Genomic DNA, 20,351 nt, shown 5'->3' with positions numbered 1-20,351 from the left:
CACGATGGCTGCAAACAAAGCCGCATTGGATCGTGTGCTTGAGCAGTGGAGCATCGAGAGCCATGCAGAAAATCGCAGCCGACTCACTCAAGAATTGAACGGCAAGCTCGGAGCTGCACAGACCGAGGAGGAGCAGGAAGCCATCATTGATGAGTTCATCAGAAAGGTGGCAACGCTTGAGCTAGGCGAAGCGTGGGAGACTGCGTTGGATTTGACGTTCGGAGACAACGAGTAACGTATCGCGCGTAACGAGCCTTGGAAGTCACTACCCCAAGGCTCGCCGATTGAAGCGCTCAGGCAGCTCTATGTGCCCAGGCCTAGCATGCTGTTAGATGTGGGTCGTCCATCCTAGTCCTCACGGTCTTCCCATGTGCCCCTGGGTCTTTCAAGACTCAGAGGCTTTCCCGGTTTACTTGGCAGTCTTCAAGGCCGCATCAACGGCTGTTGTAGTGAGTGAAACGTAGTGTTCGGTAATGGAACTAAAAGAGTGACCCAGCTGATCGGCGATTCGCTTGCCAGGCTGTTGCGGTGGGGTGGACGCTGCTAGTTGTGCCATAGCTGCCCGTCTCAAGGTGCTTGGCGTGAGTTTTGCGCGGGGGAGTTGAGCTTCTCGTTCCCACGACTGAAAAATCCGAAGCAGTTGCGATGTCGACATGGGTTGCTTTCGGTCATCACTCGGGAAGAGATAGTCATCGGCAGAGAGATTTTCCTCCCTGATGTACTTCTCGATTACTGCTGTGTTCGCAAGAGGTAGTGGTGGTTTTGCTTTCGTGATCTCAACGGACATCTCCTTGCTCGAAGGCATTTGGGTTTCCAAGCTGACAACCTGGGAAACCTTGGCACCAAGGATGACGTGCCCCCGAAGCCCTGTCTCCAGCAATGCAAAAAGGCTCCGGTCGCGAAGGCTTCCTGAGTTATCGACGATCCGCTTGATCGCATCACTGTGAGTGAAGACATCCAGTCCCAACGCAATGGCCTGGAGCTTCGATGGCTTGTGCGTTATAGGTGGACACGTGTAGCGCGGGACTTCTGATTTTGGGGCGGTGGTGTTCAAAGGACAGATTTCAGTCTGGTTGAAATCAGGCATCGGGATCTTGGTCACCTCCACGCCTCGTGAGGCAACTTCCTTGAACGTGCTAAGCACTTTCAACGGGAGCGTCTCGACAAAAGGGTCGAGCACACTGCGCGGTACTGAGGTGTCGTTCGCCAAGGCCAATACCGAAAAAATCTCAGCCGCGAGCTGGGTGTGCGTGGTACTCAGGGCAGGCGTTTTTGCATCCCGAGGCCAGATGGCGGACTGTTTCATGAGATCGTGGTAATTGGCATACCCTAGTCCCTTGGACAGGGTCTCTCGGGCAAAAGAGAGCTGGACGGGTGATTGGCCTGGCCATCGTTTCTGGATGAGTTTGGCGAGTCTTTTGAAGGCGGCTTGGGGGAGCAGATCTTCGGGATAGACCGGAACGCGCATGGCAATTCTCCAATGTCTCGGTGTCGGCTGCCCGCTGACAATTGTCGAAGTGCGTGCGAAAGAAGGGGAGAAACACCTGAGGCGCAAAGGCTTTGCATGCCGACCGCTCGATCCAGGAAGACCGTGGTCGATACGGTAGCATCGCTTCAGGTGCTGATCAACACTCAGGGACTTGCCAGCTTGCCAGGCTTGCCGGCTTGCTAGGCTTGATCGTGAGAGGGATTTATTCGGCTGCCCTGATGGAAGTCATCGTACAGGGGGCAACCGGGAAACTGTCCTGGGTTGCGAGCTATGCTTCACAGGATGGGCTCTGCTGATATTGATTGCTGAGTTATATTTTTATTTGCTTCAGCACCCTATTGCCTGAGCCGGTTCGCTTGCATGGGGTGGCGGATAAAGGTATCAGCGTCGCAGGTTGAAGACTCTTAACGAACAAGGAATGATCTATGTGGGAACAGCATCCTGATACTTGTGCAGTGGTTTTTGACCCGGCTAACGAGAAGATATACGAGTTTCGTAGGTCAATGCTCATTAATCAGATAACTCGCGATGCTGATAGAATTGCTAAAAGTTTTGATGCGCTACACAGTGCTGACCTTGAAAAAATGAGTGCACTTTTCGCCCATTGCTCCGCTATCTGGGCATCGGGGATGTTCAGGGCCGAACGCAACGAAGATAAGCTTCGCATGGCGTGTGCAGAACTCCTCTCCAATGCCCTGAATTCCATGGTTGGCGCGGCCTACATGCTTCGGGGTGGCTTCGTTTTGCAGCCTGGGCCGGTCGTGCGATCAGCCATTGAAACCATGGCCGTAGCCCTACATCTCATGCAATTTCCGGAAGACTTTCAAAAGTACCAAGAGCACAAATTTGAGTCTCCGCGTGCCGTTTCCAGTGCCAAGCGCGTATTCCCTCCATTCGGCCATATCTACGGCTTGCTGAGTCGAGAGTTTACGCATATTGGAACTTTGCATAAGCAGTTCACACCCATTCGTGAATACACAGGCACTGAAGAGTCGTTGCAGTTAAATATTCAGTTCCTGACTGGAGGGATATGGATGTGCTATGTGTCCTGCGAGCTGGTATTTCTGGATAGTGTGGCTGAACCAAGATATTGGCGTGAACTGCCTGAACAAGTTGAGGGAAAGACTGCTTATTCTTACGAGCCCAGTGACGAGGAGCGAACTTGGATGGCGGACTTCCTAGGCTTGAATAACCCGGTCTTTGGTGGAGGTGACTGAGGTGCATCAGGTGCCCTTCTTTACATGCGCTCGGATGCCGGTGCTGCCGAGGGAGGTTGATCTTGCCGCTTGGTTGCACTCGGTTAGGGGAGGCGGTCGATCGCGGCGCCGTAGTCAAAATCCACGGTTGATCCCGACACTAGGACTGCTTCGAGCTGATGCTTGGATGCGTTCTTGACGATGCGAAATTCGCTGACTTCCCCTGCCTGGCGGGTGAGGTTCCAGATCAACCTGAGCTTCTCGGTGGCCATGCCCAGCTGTATCGCACCTTGGGCAGACTTGGCCAGGAACGCATTGAGCTTGTTCTTTAGCTCAAACCTGGAGTCGTATTGGTAAGGGCCGAGGGTGAAGGGGCCGTCCCCGATGATTCGATCAAACTCGACTCTGGGCTTCATGTGCAAAGCTTGGATTTGGCGATGCTCCCTCGTGCGGTTCCAAACCGTGATACCCCTGGCGGTACAGTGCTCGATCCAGCGTGTCTCGGCCTCCAATGAGGCCTCTTTAGATTCGCAGGTTTCCACGACTTTGAATGCTGGGGTCATTCCGTCATCGAGTATCTGGGCGATCTTGGCTGCCGCGCGCTTGCAGTCGTGATTGGCTTTCCCAAGATGGCCTCGTTGCCGGCCTTCGAAGTCGCCTGTCTGCCCCACGTATAACGGCTCCTCCGTTACGGGATCAATGATCAAATAGACGACATAGTCCTTGGCAACCACGCCGTCCAAGGTCGGCTGTTGAGGCTGTTGAGGAGTGACGGTCGGCAGTTGCGCGGACGCTTGCGTGCTGAAGTGAAAAACCGGTGAGTGGTTCGAGCCTGGCGTGGGGGTGTTCTGGCGGTACCACTCTTCAGCGAGCTCAAGCGTTGCGAACGACTGGTGTTTCGCTTCCGGAAAGCGGTCAATGGACAAGCGAGCCCCACCTTCCCAGCTATTGAAAATCCCGAGTTTCCGTCCGTGGACAACAGCGTAGAACTTCGGCTTCTTCGCCATCCTGTGCAACCTCCCTGAATCACTTAATCCGCCTGCGGGGTGATCTGCAGACCTCGCAATGCTTTCAGGCACCGAACCCGTGCTCAACGCGCCCAAGAAGTGTCAAGGCGTCGTCGATGTGGGCATCCCTCGGGCGTTTCGCTCCCAACGCTCGTGAGGGTTTCGATAGCCAGTCCACCGCACTTTTCTTGTCACCGAAGATTGCCATCGCTGCATCAAGCAACCGTGGGTCAATCGTTTCCGACGACTCCGGGCTTTCCCCCCTTGGACTCATCGCGTCATTGATGGCCTCTGCGAGCGTTTCCAAGGCCTCTCTGAGGCGAGCATTTTCTCGGAAATCATCAGAGCTTGGCTGGTGCTCTCTGCAATGGTGCAGCAGGGCCTGCGCCTCATTATGGTTCAGATCGAGCTCGATCAGCATGGCGACTCCTTGGGTGGGCTCAGTATCCGGATTATGGCAGCGTCCGGATCGGGTTTGCCTTTGCTTCGCACTTTCCCCCGAGCTTTCCCATGAGTCCTGCTGCAGGCGAAGTACGACGCAGATGATCAGACCCTGGCGGTTCCCCTGTAGCCATTGAGTGATCTTCTACCTGGAGTCAGACCTGTGTGGGCTGTGTGGGCTAAGTGGCTTGGTTTCAGTAGGGAGGCTCTCGGTAGGGGCCCAGGGGCATCAGGGCTCAGATGTCAGGGAGTGGAGCGGCCTGCGGTGTGTGGTGCAGTTGTGCGGCTGGTTGCAGGCCTTTCGCTGATCTGGTGGATTTCAGTGCCGGAGCGATCGCAGGAAAGCGTCCACGGTGCGCTCCACGATCTGCTCGATCTCCTCGCGGGCTAGGGGCTCGCTGTTGGCTCTAACCTGTTTCCAGAGAACTCGACCATCGAGTGTCTCCATGAAGTCACGGGCGGCGGTTTCAGGCTCTTGAACTGCCAAGACACCTCTGCGTGCCAGTTCGGCCAGATAGTCGCTGATGACGGTCATTGCCGGCGCCTGGATAACCTCGTCAAATCGATCGGCTAGCACAGGAAATCGTCGGCCTTCCATGATGACCATGCGTAGGAAGTCGGCGGCGGTCGGGCCAGACCAGAAGCATGCGAACTCGGTGCCGATCTGCATGAGGCCCTTCCTCGGGTCAGCCAGCGCGCGCTCATCCGTTGCCACGTTCATGACGGAGAAGGCTTTCCACATCCGCTCTGCCACCGCCACGAAGAGCGACTCCTTGCCTTCAGGGAAGCGGTTGTACAGAGTCTGGCGGGTCACCGCTGCAGCCTTGGCAATTTCCTCCATGCTGGCCCCTTCGTACCCGTGCTCGATGAACATCCTGCCCGCTGCGGCCAAAATCCGGACTGGACGAGAGGCGCTCTCGCCTGGGTTGAGCAATTCGTCGACTGGGGAGGAAGTGGCTACGTTCATTTCGGTTACCTGTGCAGAGTAGGTTAAGTGTTACTGAAAGAGATGTGATTCGCCACCCATGTTTTGTGTGAACGGCTTTACTGGGATGTAAAGTAAAGCTGATTGGGTTGCTGGGCTTGATGAGTGGGATTAGTTATGCCGGATTATTTGGACAGGGTCGCTGTTTGATTATCTGCCGCTTCGCTTTTGGTTTTGGTTTCAGCTTTGGCTTTGGTTTGATGGTTGGGCTTATGCTCTGCTCGGGTTGGATGGTTGATGGTTGATGGATGGTTCGCGCTGAGGGTACCCGTAACGGTGAGATTTATTTTCGGATAGGTACCGACACCTCACTGCTGAGGCCTTATCATCGGATTATCAATTAATTGAGGTTTTTAAAATGGATGTTAAAGGTCGTTCTGCTGCAGTCGAAGCGTGTGAAAATATTTTGCGTGAGGACTTTAAATACAACGAGGAGCACGGTATCTGGCGCAGTACCAATCGGATCATTGAAAGTCTGCTAGGACGCTCCAGTGAGCTTGCTGATGTCTACGTGGAGCTTCACGCCGCGTTGGCTGAACAGCCTAGGGCGCTGGCATCATTCTTCCTTCGACGTTTTCACAACTGCGGTGTACTCCTGGAATCCTGGAAAGATTAAAGAAGCTCGCGAGGATCGGGACAAGCTCACGGAGTTGAATGTGCGAATTGCAAAAGTTTCAGAGTTGCTCTCGGAACTGCTCTCGCAGCGCACTCATGTTAAAGAGAAGTCTAGTTTTAGTAGTGATACTTACTACCATGTTATGGATGTCGTTGACGATGCTTCCGAGGATAATGGGCTTTTCAGGTCTCACCTGAAGAAGAAGTTAGATGGCTTGACCTATCAATATGATCTCAAGTATTGGCCTTCCATAAGTAAGGTGGTGGCACAGATTGGCATCAATGCGGCTAATGCAGTAACAGTTGCGGATGACTCCGCTGCAAATGCAGCAACTGAAGCTCGTCGCCCTGGGCTGGCGGACTTCTTGAAAGCATTTGAAGCAGAACTTGATAGGAATAGGGTGGAGAATATCGGTTTTATTCCCGATGACTTTTCACTGACCGATAGTTCTATGGCTTCGTTGGTAAACTGCGGGCTAGGGCTGGGAGTTGAAGATTTGATCGAATCCACCTTTGTAAAGCGCTACCGCCAACGTGAACGTGAGCGTGATCGTGATCGTGGTTAGGAGCGCTATCGTGATCATGTTCAGGAGCACTATTGGAAGGTGGGGAACGACTGAACATTGGAATGAATGCTGGTGGTCGTTTGGAGCCCTGTCGACGTCGAGGTGATTTTCGAGGGGGAGGGCTGACCGTTCTGCTCACTCCTTTTCGGGAATTCTGGGTCGTCTTCTGAGAGGCACTCTGGGCGCCTCTCTGGCGCGTTAGTCCGGAGCGGCATTCAGGAGCGCCATTCTGGGACGCACGATGATGAGCTGGTTGGCGATCCAGGCTTGGTACGGAAATGAGATTTTGGGGGTTTATTGGGTGGCCCGAGGGGCAATGGTCTGTCGGTTTGTGATTCTGGACGGCGCTGACGGTGCACCAAATTTTGGTGACTCTAGGGAGGGCTTGGGAGCTTGAATCTAGGGACTGCTATCAGGCTTTCCGAGGCTTCCTGATTGAGGGGGGAATCCCCTGGAAGGCCCGGAAACACTGGCTGGAAGGTGGAGCGGGTAGAGGGAATCGAACCCTCACCGATTGCTTGGGAAGCAATAGTTGTACCATTCAACTATACCCGCTTTTCTTGCCTCGACGGTGCACTAAAGCGGCGTGTCCAATAAGAACCCTCAACTAAAGCTTGGGAAGCTTTCGTTTTGCCACTAAACTATACCCGCTCAGAGCGGCTGACTTTGTACCAGAGTCGGGCGCAGATTTGAAGTTTTTCTTTTGCCCGCAGCGCGTTACAGCATTGAAAACGGTCATTCGCGGGCAAATCTGCAGGACAATCAATGCTGGTCTTTCAGCCCCACAGACTCGCTCGCGACGACGCTTTTTCAAATGGCCAATGCATGGTGATCCTGGACGAACGCGTAACGCGTTCGGCTCGACTGCGTTGAGGGTTTCAGGAAACCAAGCAGTGCGTTCTGGCTATCGCGGCACGCAGCCTTGTGCTCCATGTCGAGGAAGTGGCCGGTGGCCTGCAGCGTGGTGAAAGTGCTGTGCGCCACATGGTTGCCGAATATCCGGGCGTCTTCGGCGGCGGTGTATTCATCCCATTCGCCGTTGAGAAACAGCACCGGCACGTTGATCTTCTTCGCCGCATTCAGGTAGCACTGGCGATCGCTGTGCAACACGTCACTGATGTGGAAGTGCATCTGCCCGTATTCGTGCTCGGCCAGGCTGCTGACGTGGCGATAGTTGAAGCGCTTGAACAGTGACGGCAGGTGTTTGCCGATAGTGCTGTTGACCAGGTGCCCGACGCGGTCGCCGTCGCGCTGGCCGAGGTAATCGACACCGCGCTCCAGGTAATCAAGCATGTGTGCGTTGATCACCGGCGAGAACGAGCTGATCACGGCTTTCTCGATACGCCGCGGCTGATGGGCCAGGGCAACCAGGGTGGCTGCGCCGCCCCAGGAAAACGACAGCACGTGTTCGGCGCCGAAGTGGTCGATCAGTTCCAGCAGGATCTGCCCTTCGACTTCCTTGGTCAGATGTTTCTCGTGGCGGTTGTGGATTTTCGACCTGCCCGCGTAGGGCTGGTCGTAGCAAACCACGTTGAATTGCGGGTGCAGGTTTTTCACAGTCTGTGCAAACGACGCAGTCGTGGCCATCGAGCCGTTGACCAGGATGATGGTCTTTTCTGCGGCGTCTGCGCGATAGAACTCCGTGTAAACCCGATACTGACCCTGTATATCCAGCACAGCGATTTCTGGCCTCATGTCATAAGACTCCTGGCAAGCAAGCGGGTATGCGCGCAAATAGAGATTGCACGAGCTTTGTGACAGGTAGGCATACGCCTGGAATTTGCCTGGCCCATGTCGATCCATGACTACGGTCGACGGGTGTTGTTATTGGCGGGCAGTCTGCCGGCTGAGGCGCAACCCAAGGGGCTGACGACCGGCAAAAAGTTTCTTGGAAGTATGTTGTGACTCATCGGTCACAATTTGGCCGACGTCCTGATTCAAGCAGTGGGATGGGGATCGCGCAAGTGCCGTTGGTAAATTGTTCGACAACTTCTGCTGAGCGGTCGCCGGCTTAGAACAAATGAATCTCTTCGGTGCGCAAAGCGCGGTACTCGCCCGGTTTTAGCGCGTTATCCAGCGACAGCGGGCCCATGGATTCGCGATGCAAGCACAAGACTTTGTTGTTGAAGTGACCAAACATGCGCTTCACCTGATGGTAGCGACCCTCGACGATGCTCAGGCGCGCCACTCGCGGGCCGAGTACATCGAGTTGCGCCGGTTGCGTGGTCAGGTTTTCGAAGGCGAAGTAGATGCCTTCGGCAAACGTGAGCGCGTATTGCGGCCCGATCTCCTGTTCGGTCTCGACGTAATAGACCTTCGGCAGTTTGGTCTGCGGTTGGGTCAGGCGTCGCGACCAGCTGCCATCGTTGGTGATCAACATCAGTCCGGTGGTGTTGAAGTCGAGGCGTCCGGCGATGTGCAGGTCGTCCTTGTCCGGTTCATCGATCAGGTCAAGCACGGTCGGGTGCTGCGGATCGCGAGTGGCACTGACGCACCCCGGCGGCTTGTGCAGCATGAAGTAGCGTGCCGGTTTGCCGAGTTGCAGGACTTCTTCGTCGACTTCGACGCGGCTGAACTCCAGCACTTCGCTGTGCGGGTCGCTGACGACTTTTCCGTCGATCCGCACGCGCTTTTCCACCAGCAACAGGCGAACCTGCTGACGGTTATAGCGGGGCAGGTTGCTGAGGAAACGGTCGACGCGCATGGTCAGGAATCGGCGGATAAAGGGGCGCGTATCTTACGGGATCGGCCGCGCCGCTGCTTGCAGTTGCGCCTCGACCTGCGCGCAGCGCGGGCACAGACAGGATTGATTGCGCAGCGCTGCGGGCAAGGCTTCAAGTACTGCCGGATCGATGCTCACGGCATAGCACCAGCAGGCCTGGTCGGCGGTGCGCGGGTCAGCCAGGGTGCAGTCGTTGCGCGCGCCGCAGGCCGGGCAGAGGTCGGGTTTGATGTCGGAATCAGGCATAGGACGAGTAAGGCATTTCCACGCAATTGCGGTTACGGCCAGTTTGTCTGGCCTGCTACATCGCATGATCGGCCCGAGACAGCAGGGTATGCAAGGTGTCATCAGCATGTACGGTGGTGGCACCGATGTATGCCTGGACATTACGCAGGCCAACAGTGGGAGCGGGCTTGCTCGCGAAGGCGTCCTGTCAGTCAGTGATTCGTCACTGACCCACCGCTTTCGTGAGCAAGCCTGCTTCCACAGAGGATTTTCAGTGTGACTGACACCGCTGATCTGAAGCCTTTGCGCGCCCGGCACTTGCCCCGGACCTGACAGTCAAAACTGTGTCGGCTGCGCTGTCCTGCTGCGGCCGCAGGTCTTTCAGGAGGCCGTCATGGTTACTTCCAAACTGTTGCGCCGGGTGCTGCTGGGAGCGGTGCTCGGCTTGGGTCTGTCCGGGTGTTATTACTACGCCGGTCCTTACGATGCTTACCCTGCCACTTACTACTATCCAGGCTATTACTCACCGTATTACTACGGCGGTTATTACGGCCCGCGCTATTACGGTGGCGGGCACTATTACTACGGCGGTCACGGCTATCGCGGCGGTTACGGACGCGGCTATCACGGTGGGCACCACTGATCGGCGGCTGAATGACAGTGTTTTCCAAATGAACAGGATTTCATCAATCACATGTTTCAACTTGTTACGGAAGCGCACCAGATTCGGAAAACGCTGTCAGATGTTCCGTCAGTCACCGAATAAACGACTGATGCCTGCCAGCGTCGCTGGTGCGGCTACCCGCGGTCCAGGAGGCCGCCATGTATCGACGAATTCTTCTACTTGCTGCGATGATGTTTTCCGTTGCCGGTTGCGCTCCCTACTCCTACGCAGACAGTTATTACAGCTCGGAGGTCTACACCTCACCCGCTCCGGCCTACTACAACACTGGCGGCACCTATTACAGCGGTGGCAGCACCTATTACTCGGCCCCGCGCTACTATCAGGCGGCCCCGCGTTACTACCAACCGGCTCCGCGTTACTACTCGGCGCCCCGCTACTACCAACCAGCGCCGCGCTACTATGAGAGTCGTCGCTGGCACGACAATGATCGTGGCCGTTGGGACGGCCACCGCGGTGGGGGTTGGGATCGTGACCGGGGTGGGCGTGATCATCACGGTAACCGCGGTGACCACGGCGGGCGAGGCGGTCGCTGGTAATCATCCGCAAACAAAAAAGCGGCGCATTGAGCGCCGCTTTTTTGTGCCTGCGATTTGCCGGGCAATCAGTAAACCGTCAGATCCGCCAACGGATGCCGACCTTCCCAGACCTTGTGAAAATGCGCCTCGACCACCGCGTCCGGGACGTTATTGATGTCCGGCCAATGCCAGTGCGGTTTCTGATCCTTGTCGATCAGCCGCGCGCGAACCCCTTCGCTGAATTCCGGGTGCCGACAGCAATTGAGGCTCAGGGTGTATTCCATCTGAAACACTTCGGCCAGCGACAGATAGCGGGCGCGGAGGATCTGTTCCCAGACCAGATGCGCGGTCAGCGGCGAGCCTTCGCTCAGGGTTTTCGCGGCGCGGGCGATCAGCGGGTCGCTGCTGTCGCGTTGCAGGCTGATGGCTTTCCAGGCACAGGTGACGTCGCTGACGTCGAGCAGTTCGTCGATCCGCTGACGGCGGGGTAACCACTGCGCCTCGGGCATCTGCCCGACGGCTTCCTGTTGCAGGGCCTTGAACAGACTGTTGAGCTGCATGTCGGTCTGTTCCTGCCAGTTGAGTTGCAGCAGGCCTTCGATCAGCTGCGGTTGCTGCTCTTCAAGCAGGAAACGGTCGGCCAGATCCAGATCGATCGCATCGCGGCCATTCATATGTGCACCCGTCAGACCGAGGAACAAGCCGAGCTTGCCCGGCAACCGTGACAAAAACCAACTGGCCCCGACGTCCGGATACAGACCGATGGTGATCTCCGGCATCGCCAGGCGACTGCTCGGCGTGACGATCCGCGTGCTGGCGCCTTGCAACAGGCCCATGCCGCCGCCGAGCACGTAACCGTGGCCCCAGCAGATCAGCGGTTTGGGGTAGGTGTGCAGGCTGTAGTCCAGGCGATATTCGGCGGCGAAAAACTGCGCAGCGAGTGGCGGGACTTCGCCGGGATGGGCGCGACAGGCCTCCACCAGGCTGCGCACTTCGCCGCCGGCGCAGAACGCTTTGGCGCCGTTGCCGCGCAATAGCACGCAAACGATTTGTGGATCTTTGGCCCAGGCGTTCAGTTTGTCGCTCAGGGCGTTGATCATCGGCAAGGACAGCGCGTTGAGCGACTTTTCAGCATCCAGGCTGGCGATCCCGAGGCGGGCGCCGTCGGTGCCGGTGAGTTCTTCGAAGTGCAGATTCATCGTGACCTCGATCGGGAAATTGAGCGTTCAGTATGATCGCTGTGCGGGAAAGTGCCGGATCTGTGTCAGATCAATTGACAAGCGTGGTCGGCTTTCCTAGGGTTCGCCCCATTGTTTTTGCCGGGTATGACCATGACTGCTGACGACCGTATCAAACTCGAACCGAGCTGGAAGGAGGCACTGCGTGCTGAATTCGACCAGCCTTATATGGCAGAGTTGCGCAATTTTCTGCAGCAGGAGCGGGCGGCCGGCAAGGAAATCTACCCGCCGGGCCCGCTGATTTTCAACGCGCTGAATTCGACGCCGCTGGATAAAGTCAAAGTGGTGATCCTCGGCCAGGACCCGTACCACGGCCCGGGCCAGGCCCATGGCCTGTGCTTTTCGGTGCAACCCGGCGTGCCGGCGCCGCCGTCGCTGGTCAACATCTACAAAGAGTTGAAACGCGACCTGAACATCGACATTCCCGACCACGGCTACCTGCAGAGCTGGGCCGATCAGGGCGTGTTGATGCTCAACACCACCATGACCGTCGAGCGCGCCAATGCCAACGCGCACAAGGACAAGGGCTGGCAGTTCTTCACCGACCGGATCATCGAACTGGTCAGCGAACGCCAGCCGCATCTGGTGTTCATGCTGTGGGGCGCGCATGCGCAGAGCAAGCAGAAGCTGATCGATGCGACCAAGCACCTGGTGCTGACCTCGGTGCATCCGTCGCCGCTATCGGCTTATCGGGGCTTCCTCGGTTGCGGGCATTTCAGCCGGACCAACAAGTTTCTCGAGCAAAATGGCGAAGCGCCAATTGAGTGGCGTCTGCCTCCGATTTGATGGGTTGAATGGGCGGGCCCCTTCGCGAGCAGGCTCGCTCCCACAGGTTCCTGTGGTTGCCACAGATTGTGTGAACACCTCAAAACCCTGTGGGAGCGAGCCTGCTCGCGAAAAGGGCGGCGCGGTATTACTCGGGATTACGGTTCCAGTACTTGAACAACGGCTCCGCCAGAAACAGTACAAACAGCAGCCGCATCACCTGCATCGCCGTCACTAGCGGCACCGACAGTTGCAGGGTCTCCGCCGTCAGGCTCATCTCGGCAATCCCCCCGGGCATCATGCCCAACGTCAGCGAACGCAGATCCAGATGGGTCAGCGCACTCAAACCCAGCGCGGCCAATGTGGCGATCAACATGGTCAGCGCCGTGCCAATCAGCGTACGGCCCATGAATGACGGCGCGCGGCGGAAGAACTGTCGATTGAAGTGACAGCCCAGCCCGCTGCCGATCAGCCACTGGCCGATCTGGCTTCCACCGTCCGGCAGGCCGATGTGCAAATCCCAGGCAATGCTCACCGTGGCACTGACCAGCAGCGGCCCGAACAGCCACGGATTGGGCTGACGCAAACGCTGCCAGAGCCAGGCGAGCAGGGCGCCCGTGGGAAACAGAATCGCCAGCCAGCGCCAATCGACGTTGCCGGCGTGGGAAATCGGTGTGCCGTTGCCCAGCAGATACTTGAACGCGGCCGGCACGCACAGCACCACCACCAGCACCCGCAGACTCTGCCCCGCCGCGACATGGCTGAGCAGCGCGCCATTGCGCGCGCCGAGGTTGACCATCTCCCCGGAGCCGCCGGGCATGCTTGAGAAAAACGCCGTGGCGCGATCTTCGCCGGTGCGGCGCATCAACCACACCCCGACCACCGCCGACAGGCTGGTGACCAGCGCACCGAAGAAGATCAATCCGAAATGACTCAGCACCTGCTCCATCACCAACGGGGTGAAGTGCAGGCCGATGCCGATGCCGACAATCCATTGGCCGCATTTACGCCCGCCGGGGATTTCCGTGAGTTGCCACGGGGTCAGGCAGCGCACGAGGATGATCGCCAGTAACGAGCCAACCATCCATGGCAGTGGCCAGCCGATCTGGCTGGCGATAAAACCGCCAAGCAGACCGACCGGCGGGGTCGCCCACCAGCTTCTGAGGGAGGAGCGATCAGACATCGGCGATGGCGCGTTGCGCTGCCGCACGTTTGCGCCAGATGCGCAGCAGCGGCATCAGCAACATGATCGCGGTCAGGATCCACACGCCGAAAGTGATCGGACTCGACCAGAGGATTTCCAGCGCACCGTTGGAAATCGACAGCGCACGACGCAGGTTCTGCTCCATCAGCCCGCCGAGAATGAACCCGAGCAGCACTGGCGACAGCGGGAAATCCAGCTTGCGCAGGATGTAGCCGAAGATGCCGATGCCGACCATCAGGAACAGGTCGAAGGTGGTCGCATGCACCGCATACACGCCGATCCCGGTGATGATCGCGATCACCGGCACCAGCGCCCAGTTCGGCACGGCGAGGATGCGGGTGAAGATGCGGATCATCGGGATGTTGAGGATCACCAGCATGATGTTGGCGATGAACAACGAAGCGATCAGGCCCCAAACGATGTCCGGTTGCTGTTGGAACAGCAGCGGCCCCGGGGTGATGTTGTACAGCGACAGCGCGCCGATCATCACGGCGGTGGTGCCCGAACCGGGTACGCCGAGGGTCAGCATCGGCACCAGTGCGCCGCAGGCCGAAGCGCCGATTGCAGTCTCAGGAGCGGCGAGGCCACGGGCGTCACCCTGACCGAATTTGCCGCCGGCACCGGCGATGCGTTTTTCGGTCATGTAGGCCACGGCACTGGCCAGCGTCGCGCCGGCACCCGGCAACACGCCCATGATGAAACCCAGCAAGCCGCAACGGATGTTCACCACGAACACCGACGCCGCTTCCTTGAAGTTGAACATCATGCGCCCGGTGGCTTTCACCGCTTCCTGACCGCGATGGGTTTTTTCCAGCAGCAGGAGGATTTCACTGACCGAGAACAGACCCAGTACCAGCACCACGAACTGGATGCCGTCGGTCAGGTGAATGTTGTCGCCGGTGAAGCGGTATACGCCGCTGTTGGCGTCGATGCCAACGGTCGACAGAAACAGCCCGATCAGCGCCGCAATAAAAGTCTTCAGCGGACGATCACCGGCCATGCCGCCAAGGCAGACAATCGCGAACACCATCAACACGAAGTATTCCGCCGGACCGAAGGCAATCGCCCATTTCGCCAGTAACGGGGCGAACAGCACCATGCCGCAGGTGGCGATGAACGCACCGATGAACGAACTCCATGCCGACAGCGACAGCGCGACACCGGCCAGACCCTGGCGCGCCATCGGATAGCCGTCGAGGGTGGTCATCACGGTGGAGGCTTCGCCCGGAATGTTCAGCAGGATCGAGCTGATCCGCCCGCCGTATTCGCAGCCCAGATACACCGCCGCCAGCAGAATCAGCGCCGACTCCGGTGGCAGGCCGAGGGCGAAGGCGATCGGGATCAGCAGGGCCACGCCATTGATCGGACCCAGGCCCGGCAACAGCCCGACCACGGTGCCGATCAGCGTGCCGGTCAGGGCCGTGACCAGGTTGTACGGACTCAGCGCGACGCCGAAGCCCTGACCCAAATAACCGAGAGTATCCATATCAGTTCTCCAGAACGTCGAGCAGGCCCAAAGGCAGCGGAACGTCCATCAGACGGTCGAACAGCAGGTACAGACCGATGGCCATCAACGTTGTCACCACGATGCTCGGCAGCCAGCGACCGCCATACAGGCGCGCCATCGGGATGCCGATCAGGATGCTGCTGAGGATGAAGCCCAGCGGTTCGAACAGGCCGGCGAAGACCAGCAGCAACAGCACGCAGATGCCGATCTTGGTCAGGGTTTCGCGATCCAGCGGCGGCTCGTCTTCGCTGTGTTTGATCGGTGCCGGGCGGAACACCATGTACAGCAGCGCCACGCCCATCAGGCCGAGCATCAGCAGAGGAAAGGCGCGTGGGCCGACCGGTTCATAAGAAAAAGCCGCTTGATACGGCCACGCCATCAGCGCCAGGCCGACGCAGGCCAGCAACAGCACCGAGGCGAAAATGCGTTGTAAGAGCATGGGAAACTCCTGTGCCGAGGCCTCGATGCGCGAGGCCGCAGCCGCTAGACAGAGACGATCACTGAATCAGGCCGAACTCTTTGGCCAGCACTTTGTAGTCCGCGACCTGCTTCTTCACGTAGGTGTCCAGCTCCGGGCCGGTCATAGCGAACGGAAACAGTTCACGCTGATCGCGCAGCTTGGCGAACTCATCGGAGGCCAGCAGTTTGTCGAAGGCGTCTTTCCACCAGGCGTAGTCTTCGTCGCTGACTTTTGGCCCAAGGTAGAAACCACGCACCACCGGCCAGACGATGTCGTAGCCCTGCTCGCGCGCGGTCGGGATGTCTTTCATTTCCGGTTCGTCGATGCGTTTATCGGCGAACACCGCGAGCAGCCGCATGTCACCGCTCTGGATATGCGGCATGGAGTCGGAGATGTCGGTACTACCCACCTGGATGTGACCGCCGAGCAGTGCAGTAGCGATTTCGCCGCCGCCTTCGAGGGCGACGTAACGCAGGTCACGCGGGTTGATCCCGGCAGCCTTGGCGATCAGTGCGGTCTGCATCCAGTCCTGGCTGCCGACGGTGCCGCCGGAACCGATCACCACGGAGCTCGGATCTTTCTTCAGGGCTTTGACCAGATCGTCGAGGGTCTTGTAAGGCGAATCGCTTTTCACCGCGATGGCACCGTAACTGGTGCCGACGGCGGCCAGCCAGCGCACGTTGGTCTCGTCGAAACGACCGAACTTGCCTTGCGCCAGGTTCAGCAACGAACCGCTGGACCACGCCACCAGCGTGCCGGCATCGGCCGGGCGCTGGGCGACGACCGCGTTGTACGCCACCGCGCCGACACCGCCGGGCATGTAGGTCACGCGCATCGGTTTGGTCAGCAGTTTTTCGTTGACCAGTGCACTCTGCGCCAGTTTGCAAGTCAGGTCGAAACCACCGCCGGGGGAGGCCGGGGCGATGCATTCCGGACGTTTCGGTTCGGCCATCAATTGGCCGGCGAACAGCATGACGCCAGCGGCCAGAGCAACTTTACGCAGTGATAAGTTCATCTATGTCTCCTTGGGAGTTGTTGTTATGGACGTACTGAATTACCAAAGGGCAACGCTATAGCTCACCAGCAGACGCACTTCATCGGCATCGCGAGCGGAGTAGTTGGAACGGTAGGTGGCATTACGCAGGCGTACGGCAACGTCCTTCAGGGCGCCGCTTTGTACTACATATTTGATCTCGGTGTTGCGCTCCCACTCTTTGCCTTCTTCGCCATTCTTGAGCTTGATGTTGTCACCGCTCAGGTAACGGCTCATGAACGACAGGCCGGGGATGCCGAGGCGGGCAAAGTCGAAGTCGTAACGCGCCTGCCAGGAGCGTTCTTCGGCGCCGGCGAAGTCGTTGATCTGCACGAAGTTGACCAGGTACGGGTCGCTGCCATCGACATAGGGGAACGCGCTGTCGCCGGACATGTGCTGATAACCGGCGCTGAACTTGTGGCCGCTCAGGGCGTAGCTGACCAGACCGTTGAGCGAGCGGTTGTCGATCTCGCCGCCACGGGCCGCGCCCTGATCGTCACTGACCGCAAAGCGCAGGTCGGTGGCGAAGGTGCCCGGGCCCATCGGCCGCGAGGCGACCAGACCGAAGAAGTGCTGGTTATAGACTTCGTCGAGCTGGGCGAAGTGGTAACTGCCGGTGATCTTGTCGGTGAACTTGTAGTCCACGCCGGCAAAATCGAAATGCTTGCCGGCCACGGTGCCCGCGAAGCGGCTGTTCTTGTTGTTGAGGGCGATGTCCTCGAAATCGGTGCTGTCGCGATCCTTGGCTTTCTCCAGACGCCCACCGGTGAAGGTCAGGTTCTTGAGCTCTTTGGAGGTCAGCAAACCACCTTCGAACGTCTGCGGCAGGATGCGCCCGTCATTCGGTTTGAGGATCGGCAGTTCAGGAATCAGGCTGCCGATTTTCAGCTCGGTGGCGGAGATTTTCACTTTGCCGGTCAGGCCGACTTTCGAGTATTCGTTGGCGGCGCGCCCGTCATCGTGGGTCGGCAGCAGGCCGGTGCCGGTACGATCCGGGCTCGAATCAAGCTTGACCCCGAGCATGCCTAGCGCATCGACACCGAACCCCACGGTGCCGTCGGTGTAACCCGATTGCAGGTTGAGCATGAAACCCTGCGCCCATTCATCACGCTTGCTTTGCTGGGCACTGGTGCCGTCGCGAAAGTCGCGGTTGAAGTACATGTTGCGGGTTTCGAAGGTGGCGGAACTGTCTTTGATGAAGTCGGCGTAGCTCAACGGTGAGAAACCGGCGAGGGCAGCGGTGCTGGCGAGGGTGGCGTGGCGCAAACGAGAAGGACGAACAGGCGTAGAAGCCTTGGTCTGCAAGGACGGCATGCGGGTGTACTCCGTTTATTGTTCTTATTGGTCGAAAACGCTTCGAGGCGTTTTTCGTATCGCTGTGTGGCAGCAGCGACGGCAGTCGAAACTGTCCGTGACCGGACTCTAACGGGCTAACCTTTCACTAACCTTTCAGCTGGATTTCGCGGGTTTCGGGCTTCACAGCGGCGGTTGCGGCTGTAAACTCCCGCGGCAAAGAGTGGCGTCGGCCATCCCTGAATGAGGTAGAGATCCATGCGTGTTCTGCTCGTCGAAGACCATTTGCAACTGGCCGAAAGTGTCGCCCAGGCGCTCAAGAGCACCGGTCTGACCGTGGACGTGTTGCACGATGGCGTGGCCGCCGATCTGGCGCTGGGCAGCGAGGAATACGCAATGGCGATCCTCGACGTCGGCCTGCCGCGCATGGACGGTTTCGAGGTGCTGGCGCGCCTGCGCGCACGCGGCAAAAACCTGCCGGTGTTGATGCTGACGGCGCGCAGCGATGTGAAGGATCGCGTACACGGACTCAATCTCGGCGCCGACGATTACTTGGCCAAACCCTTTGAACTGACCGAGCTCGAAGCGCGGGTCAAAGCCCTGCTGCGACGCAGTGTGCTCGGTGGCGAGCGCCAACAGCGCTGTGGCGTGCTGGCCTACGATCTCGACACCCGGCGCTTCAGCCTCGGCGAAGAACTGCTGACTCTGACCTCTCGCGAACAAGCCGTGCTCGAAGCGTTGATCGCCCGCCCGGGGCGGGTGATGAGCAAGGAGCAACTGGCCGCTCAGGTATTCGGTCTCGACGAGGAGGCCAGCCCCGATGCCATCGAAATCTACGTGCATCGTCTGCGCAAGAAACTCGACGGCCAACCGGTGGCGATCGTGACCTTCCGTGGCCTTGGTTACCTGCTGGAAAGCCGCGATGCATAAGCCCAGCAGCCTGCGCTGGCGGTTGCTGTGGAACCTCGCGTTGTTGCTGGTGGTGTTGATGCTCGCCAGTGGTCTGAGCGCTTACTGGAACGGGCGCGAAGCTGCCGACACGGCTTACGACCGCACCCTGTTGGCCTCGGCGCGAACCATTGCCGCCGGCCTGTCGCAGCGCGACGGCACGCTCAGCGCCGACGTGCCCTACGTGGCGCTGGACACCTTCGCTTACGACAGCGCCGGGCGGATTTACTACCAGGTCAACGACATCCACCAGAAGCTGATTTCCGGCTACGAAAACCTGCCTGGACCACCACCCGGTACGCCAAGAACCGACGATTATCCGGCGCTCGCGCGCTTCTATAACGCGACGTATCGCGGGCAGAACGTGCGCGTGGTCAGCCTGCTCAAAGCGGTCACCGAGCCGAACATGAACGGCATGGCGGAAATCCGTGTCGCGGAAACCGATGAGGCGCGAGTCAGCATGGCCCGCAGTCTGGCGGCCGATACGCTGCTGCGCCTGGGCATGCTGGCGATCGGCGCCCTGTTGCTGGTGTGGTTTGCGGTGAGTGCCGCGCTGCGCCCGCTGGAGCGTTTGCGCACGGCGGTGGAGGAGCGTCAGCCCGATGATTTGCGGCCACTGCCGCTGGTGGAAGTACAGCGCGAATTGTGGCCGCTGGTGCGCGCGCTCAATCACTTCACTGAACGTTTGCGCGGGCAATTCGAACGACAGGCGCAGTTCATCGCCGATGCCGCCCACGAACTGCGCACGCCACTGGCAGCGTTGAAGGCGCGGTTGGAACTGGGGCTGCGTTCAAATGAGCCGGAAACCTGGCGCACAATCCTGGAATCCTCTGCGCAAAGCACTGATCGCCTGACCCATCTGGCCAATCAACTGCTGTCGCTGGCGCGGGTGGAAAACGGTGCCCGGGCGATTGCCGAGGGCGGCGCGCAATTACTGGATCTGAGTCAGTTGGCCCGCGAGCTGGGCATGGCTATGGCGCCGTTGGCTCATGCGCGCGGAGTCGCGCTGGCTCTGGAGGCGGATGAGCCGGTGTGGCTGCGCGGTGAGCCGACGTTGCTCAATGAGCTGCTGAGCAATCTGGTGGACAACGCACTGGCGCATACGCCACCGGGCGGCAACGTGATTCTGCGGGTCGCGGCGCCGGCGGTGCTTGAAGTTGAAGATGACGGGCCGGGGATTCCGCTGGAGGAGCGGGATCGGGTGTTTGAACGCTTCTATCGGCGCAATCAGCAGGTTGCGGGCTCAGGGTTGGGGCTGGCGATCGTCGGAGAGATCTGCCGGGCGCATCTGGCGCAGATCACCTTGCACGATGGAGAGCAGGCCGGTTTGAAGGTCCGGGTGAGTTTTATTGCCGGATAAATGTGGTTTTGGTGCGGGCCTCTTCGCGAGCAAGCCCGCTCCCACAGGGAATCCACGCCGTACACAAATCCCCTGTGGGAGCGGGCTTGCTCGCGAA

The 20,351-nt window shown here is 58.8% G+C and carries 21 protein-coding genes and 1 tRNA gene; 8 read left to right on the top strand and 14 right to left on the bottom strand.

Annotation, left to right across the window (positions count from 1 at the left end):
- Positions 1 to 4 precede the first annotated feature (4 nt).
- Positions 5 to 235: a hypothetical protein gene (locus LVD08_RS07090; RefSeq protein WP_019093165.1), complete on the top strand. Its 231-nt coding sequence runs from the start codon at positions 5 to 7 to the stop codon at positions 233 to 235.
- Between the two features lie 174 nt (positions 236 to 409).
- On the opposite strand, the gene LVD08_RS07085 is transcribed toward LVD08_RS07090, so the two are convergent.
- Positions 410 to 1,468 carry a tyrosine-type recombinase/integrase gene (locus LVD08_RS07085; protein ID WP_019093166.1) on the bottom strand — a complete coding sequence of 353 codons (1,059 nt, stop codon included), beginning with the start codon at positions 1,466 to 1,468 and terminating at the stop codon, positions 410 to 412.
- Between the two features lie 446 nt (positions 1,469 to 1,914).
- Here LVD08_RS07085 and LVD08_RS07080 point away from each other — a divergent pair, with 446 nt between their 5' ends.
- The gene (locus LVD08_RS07080; RefSeq protein ID WP_019093167.1) at positions 1,915 to 2,706 is read left to right on the top strand and encodes a hypothetical protein; all 792 of its coding nucleotides are present in this window, start codon (positions 1,915 to 1,917) and stop codon (positions 2,704 to 2,706) included.
- 83 nt (positions 2,707 to 2,789) lie between these two features.
- On the opposite strand, the gene LVD08_RS07075 is transcribed toward LVD08_RS07080, so the two are convergent.
- The 3 genes from LVD08_RS07075 to LVD08_RS07065 form a co-directional block, all read right to left on the bottom strand.
- Entirely contained in the window at positions 2,790 to 3,692 is a 903-nt protein-coding gene (locus LVD08_RS07075) for a ribonuclease H1 domain-containing protein (RefSeq protein WP_019093168.1), read from the bottom strand.
- Between the two features lie 64 nt (positions 3,693 to 3,756).
- Positions 3,757 to 4,113 carry an MbcA/ParS/Xre antitoxin family protein gene (locus LVD08_RS07070; RefSeq protein WP_019093169.1) on the bottom strand — a complete coding sequence of 119 codons (357 nt, stop codon included), beginning with the start codon at positions 4,111 to 4,113 and terminating at the stop codon, positions 3,757 to 3,759.
- Between the two features lie 339 nt (positions 4,114 to 4,452).
- A complete protein-coding gene (locus LVD08_RS07065; protein ID WP_019095803.1) occupies positions 4,453 to 5,100 on the bottom strand; it encodes a TetR/AcrR family transcriptional regulator in 648 nt (215 codons plus the stop codon).
- Between the two features lie 509 nt (positions 5,101 to 5,609).
- Here LVD08_RS07065 and LVD08_RS07060 point away from each other — a divergent pair.
- Positions 5,610 to 6,299, top strand: coding sequence for a hypothetical protein (locus tag LVD08_RS07060; protein WP_247267802.1), 690 nt, complete (start codon positions 5,610 to 5,612; stop codon positions 6,297 to 6,299).
- Positions 6,300 to 6,780: 481 nt separating this feature from the next.
- On the opposite strand, the gene LVD08_RS07055 is transcribed toward LVD08_RS07060, so the two are convergent.
- The 4 genes from LVD08_RS07055 to LVD08_RS07040 all read right to left on the bottom strand — a co-directional run bounded on the left by LVD08_RS07055 (position 6,781) and on the right by LVD08_RS07040 (position 9,267).
- Positions 6,781 to 6,854 (bottom strand) — tRNA-Gly (locus LVD08_RS07055).
- 255 nt (positions 6,855 to 7,109) lie between these two features.
- Positions 7,110 to 7,994, bottom strand: a complete 885-nt coding sequence (locus tag LVD08_RS07050; RefSeq protein WP_027614445.1) for an alpha/beta fold hydrolase — start codon at positions 7,992 to 7,994, stop codon at positions 7,110 to 7,112.
- Between the two features lie 316 nt (positions 7,995 to 8,310).
- On the bottom strand, positions 8,311 to 9,003 hold the full coding sequence (locus LVD08_RS07045) for a pseudouridine synthase (RefSeq protein ID WP_247267801.1): 693 nt from the start codon (positions 9,001 to 9,003) through the stop codon (positions 8,311 to 8,313).
- A 33-nt stretch (positions 9,004 to 9,036) separates the two neighbouring features.
- Positions 9,037 to 9,267, bottom strand: a complete 231-nt coding sequence (locus tag LVD08_RS07040) for a cysteine-rich CWC family protein (protein WP_098967655.1) — start codon at positions 9,265 to 9,267, stop codon at positions 9,037 to 9,039.
- Between the two features lie 373 nt (positions 9,268 to 9,640).
- On the opposite strand from LVD08_RS07040, the gene LVD08_RS07035 reads away from it, so the two are divergent.
- Both LVD08_RS07035 and LVD08_RS07030 read left to right on the top strand, forming a co-directional pair.
- Positions 9,641 to 9,889 carry a hypothetical protein gene (locus LVD08_RS07035; protein WP_103368263.1) on the top strand — a complete coding sequence of 83 codons (249 nt, stop codon included), beginning with the start codon at positions 9,641 to 9,643 and terminating at the stop codon, positions 9,887 to 9,889.
- A gap of 179 nt (positions 9,890 to 10,068) precedes the next feature.
- The gene (locus tag LVD08_RS07030; protein ID WP_007963255.1) at positions 10,069 to 10,467 is read left to right on the top strand and encodes a hypothetical protein; all 399 of its coding nucleotides are present in this window, start codon (positions 10,069 to 10,071) and stop codon (positions 10,465 to 10,467) included.
- Between the two features lie 65 nt (positions 10,468 to 10,532).
- Here LVD08_RS07030 and LVD08_RS07025 read toward each other — a convergent pair whose 3' ends face one another.
- Positions 10,533 to 11,645, bottom strand: coding sequence for an enoyl-CoA hydratase/isomerase family protein (locus LVD08_RS07025; RefSeq protein ID WP_183781618.1), 1,113 nt, complete (start codon positions 11,643 to 11,645; stop codon positions 10,533 to 10,535).
- A 132-nt stretch (positions 11,646 to 11,777) separates the two neighbouring features.
- Here LVD08_RS07025 and ung point away from each other — a divergent pair, with 132 nt between their 5' ends.
- On the top strand, positions 11,778 to 12,470 hold the full coding sequence (gene ung, locus LVD08_RS07020) for a uracil-DNA glycosylase (protein WP_247267800.1): 693 nt from the start codon (positions 11,778 to 11,780) through the stop codon (positions 12,468 to 12,470).
- 127 nt (positions 12,471 to 12,597) lie between these two features.
- On the opposite strand, the gene LVD08_RS07015 is transcribed toward ung, so the two are convergent.
- From LVD08_RS07015 to LVD08_RS06995, 5 genes are read right to left on the bottom strand one after another with little or no spacing between them, the layout of a single operon-like run.
- Positions 12,598 to 13,632 (bottom strand): AbrB family transcriptional regulator, encoded by a 1,035-nt coding sequence (locus tag LVD08_RS07015; protein ID WP_247267799.1) that lies wholly within the window; start codon positions 13,630 to 13,632, stop codon positions 12,598 to 12,600.
- The gene (locus LVD08_RS07010) at positions 13,625 to 15,139 is read right to left on the bottom strand and encodes a tripartite tricarboxylate transporter permease (RefSeq protein ID WP_183781620.1); all 1,515 of its coding nucleotides are present in this window, start codon (positions 15,137 to 15,139) and stop codon (positions 13,625 to 13,627) included. The genes LVD08_RS07015 and LVD08_RS07010 overlap by 8 nt, the downstream gene beginning before the upstream one ends.
- 1 nt (position 15,140) lies before the next feature.
- Positions 15,141 to 15,599, bottom strand: coding sequence for a tripartite tricarboxylate transporter TctB family protein (locus LVD08_RS07005; protein ID WP_027614453.1), 459 nt, complete (start codon positions 15,597 to 15,599; stop codon positions 15,141 to 15,143).
- A 58-nt stretch (positions 15,600 to 15,657) separates the two neighbouring features.
- Entirely contained in the window at positions 15,658 to 16,635 is a 978-nt protein-coding gene (locus LVD08_RS07000; protein ID WP_027614454.1) for a Bug family tripartite tricarboxylate transporter substrate binding protein, read from the bottom strand.
- 39 nt (positions 16,636 to 16,674) lie between these two features.
- Positions 16,675 to 17,967 (bottom strand): OprD family porin, encoded by a 1,293-nt coding sequence (locus LVD08_RS06995; RefSeq protein ID WP_027614455.1) that lies wholly within the window; start codon positions 17,965 to 17,967, stop codon positions 16,675 to 16,677.
- Positions 17,968 to 18,204: 237 nt separating this feature from the next.
- On the opposite strand from LVD08_RS06995, the gene LVD08_RS06990 reads away from it, so the two are divergent.
- Together LVD08_RS06990 and LVD08_RS06985 are read left to right on the top strand one after the other, a co-directional pair.
- On the top strand, positions 18,205 to 18,876 hold the full coding sequence (locus LVD08_RS06990) for a response regulator (RefSeq protein ID WP_003222545.1): 672 nt from the start codon (positions 18,205 to 18,207) through the stop codon (positions 18,874 to 18,876).
- Complete coding sequence (locus tag LVD08_RS06985; RefSeq protein WP_247267798.1) at positions 18,869 to 20,254, top strand: sensor histidine kinase; 1,386 nt, start codon at positions 18,869 to 18,871, stop codon at positions 20,252 to 20,254. The genes LVD08_RS06990 and LVD08_RS06985 overlap by 8 nt, the downstream gene beginning before the upstream one ends.
- The last annotated feature ends 97 nt before the right edge of the window (positions 20,255 to 20,351 follow it).

The sequence above is a fragment of the Pseudomonas sp. YL2 genome (assembly GCF_023063025.1).
In the GTDB taxonomy this organism is placed as follows: domain Bacteria; phylum Pseudomonadota; class Gammaproteobacteria; order Pseudomonadales; family Pseudomonadaceae; genus Aquipseudomonas; species Aquipseudomonas putida_A.
The sequence above is the reverse complement of the archived record's forward strand: the minus strand, read 5'-3'. Positions and strand labels throughout refer to the sequence as shown.

Bases quoted from the DNA above. Each gene is read 5' to 3' on its own strand.
- LVD08_RS07010 (WP_183781620.1), bottom strand. From the start codon at position 15,139: ATGGATACTCTCGGTTATTTGGGTCAGGGCTTCGGCGTCGCGCTGAGT.
- LVD08_RS07045 (WP_247267801.1), bottom strand. From the start codon at position 9,003: ATGCGCGTCGACCGTTTCCTCAGCAACCTGCCCCGCTATAACCGTCAG.
- LVD08_RS07005 (WP_027614453.1), bottom strand. From the start codon at position 15,599: ATGCTCTTACAACGCATTTTCGCCTCGGTGCTGTTGCTGGCCTGCGTC.
- LVD08_RS07015 (WP_247267799.1), bottom strand. From the start codon at position 13,632: ATGTCTGATCGCTCCTCCCTCAGAAGCTGGTGGGCGACCCCGCCGGTC.
- LVD08_RS06985 (WP_247267798.1), top strand. From the start codon at position 18,869: ATGCATAAGCCCAGCAGCCTGCGCTGGCGGTTGCTGTGGAACCTCGCG.
- LVD08_RS07035 (WP_103368263.1), top strand. From the start codon at position 9,641: ATGGTTACTTCCAAACTGTTGCGCCGGGTGCTGCTGGGAGCGGTGCTC.
- LVD08_RS07070 (WP_019093169.1), bottom strand. From the start codon at position 4,113: ATGCTGATCGAGCTCGATCTGAACCATAATGAGGCGCAGGCCCTGCTG.
- LVD08_RS07075 (WP_019093168.1), bottom strand. From the start codon at position 3,692: ATGGCGAAGAAGCCGAAGTTCTACGCTGTTGTCCACGGACGGAAACTC.
- LVD08_RS06995 (WP_027614455.1), bottom strand. From the start codon at position 17,967: ATGCCGTCCTTGCAGACCAAGGCTTCTACGCCTGTTCGTCCTTCTCGT.
- LVD08_RS07000 (WP_027614454.1), bottom strand. From the start codon at position 16,635: ATGAACTTATCACTGCGTAAAGTTGCTCTGGCCGCTGGCGTCATGCTG.
- LVD08_RS07030 (WP_007963255.1), top strand. From the start codon at position 10,069: ATGTATCGACGAATTCTTCTACTTGCTGCGATGATGTTTTCCGTTGCC.
- LVD08_RS07050 (WP_027614445.1), bottom strand. From the start codon at position 7,994: ATGAGGCCAGAAATCGCTGTGCTGGATATACAGGGTCAGTATCGGGTT.
- ung (WP_247267800.1), top strand. From the start codon at position 11,778: ATGACTGCTGACGACCGTATCAAACTCGAACCGAGCTGGAAGGAGGCA.
- LVD08_RS07080 (WP_019093167.1), top strand. From the start codon at position 1,915: ATGTGGGAACAGCATCCTGATACTTGTGCAGTGGTTTTTGACCCGGCT.
- LVD08_RS07085 (WP_019093166.1), bottom strand. From the start codon at position 1,468: ATGCGCGTTCCGGTCTATCCCGAAGATCTGCTCCCCCAAGCCGCCTTC.
- LVD08_RS07040 (WP_098967655.1), bottom strand. From the start codon at position 9,267: ATGCCTGATTCCGACATCAAACCCGACCTCTGCCCGGCCTGCGGCGCG.
- LVD08_RS06990 (WP_003222545.1), top strand. From the start codon at position 18,205: ATGCGTGTTCTGCTCGTCGAAGACCATTTGCAACTGGCCGAAAGTGTC.
- LVD08_RS07025 (WP_183781618.1), bottom strand. From the start codon at position 11,645: ATGAATCTGCACTTCGAAGAACTCACCGGCACCGACGGCGCCCGCCTC.
- LVD08_RS07065 (WP_019095803.1), bottom strand. From the start codon at position 5,100: ATGAACGTAGCCACTTCCTCCCCAGTCGACGAATTGCTCAACCCAGGC.
- LVD08_RS07090 (WP_019093165.1), top strand. From the start codon at position 5: ATGGCTGCAAACAAAGCCGCATTGGATCGTGTGCTTGAGCAGTGGAGC.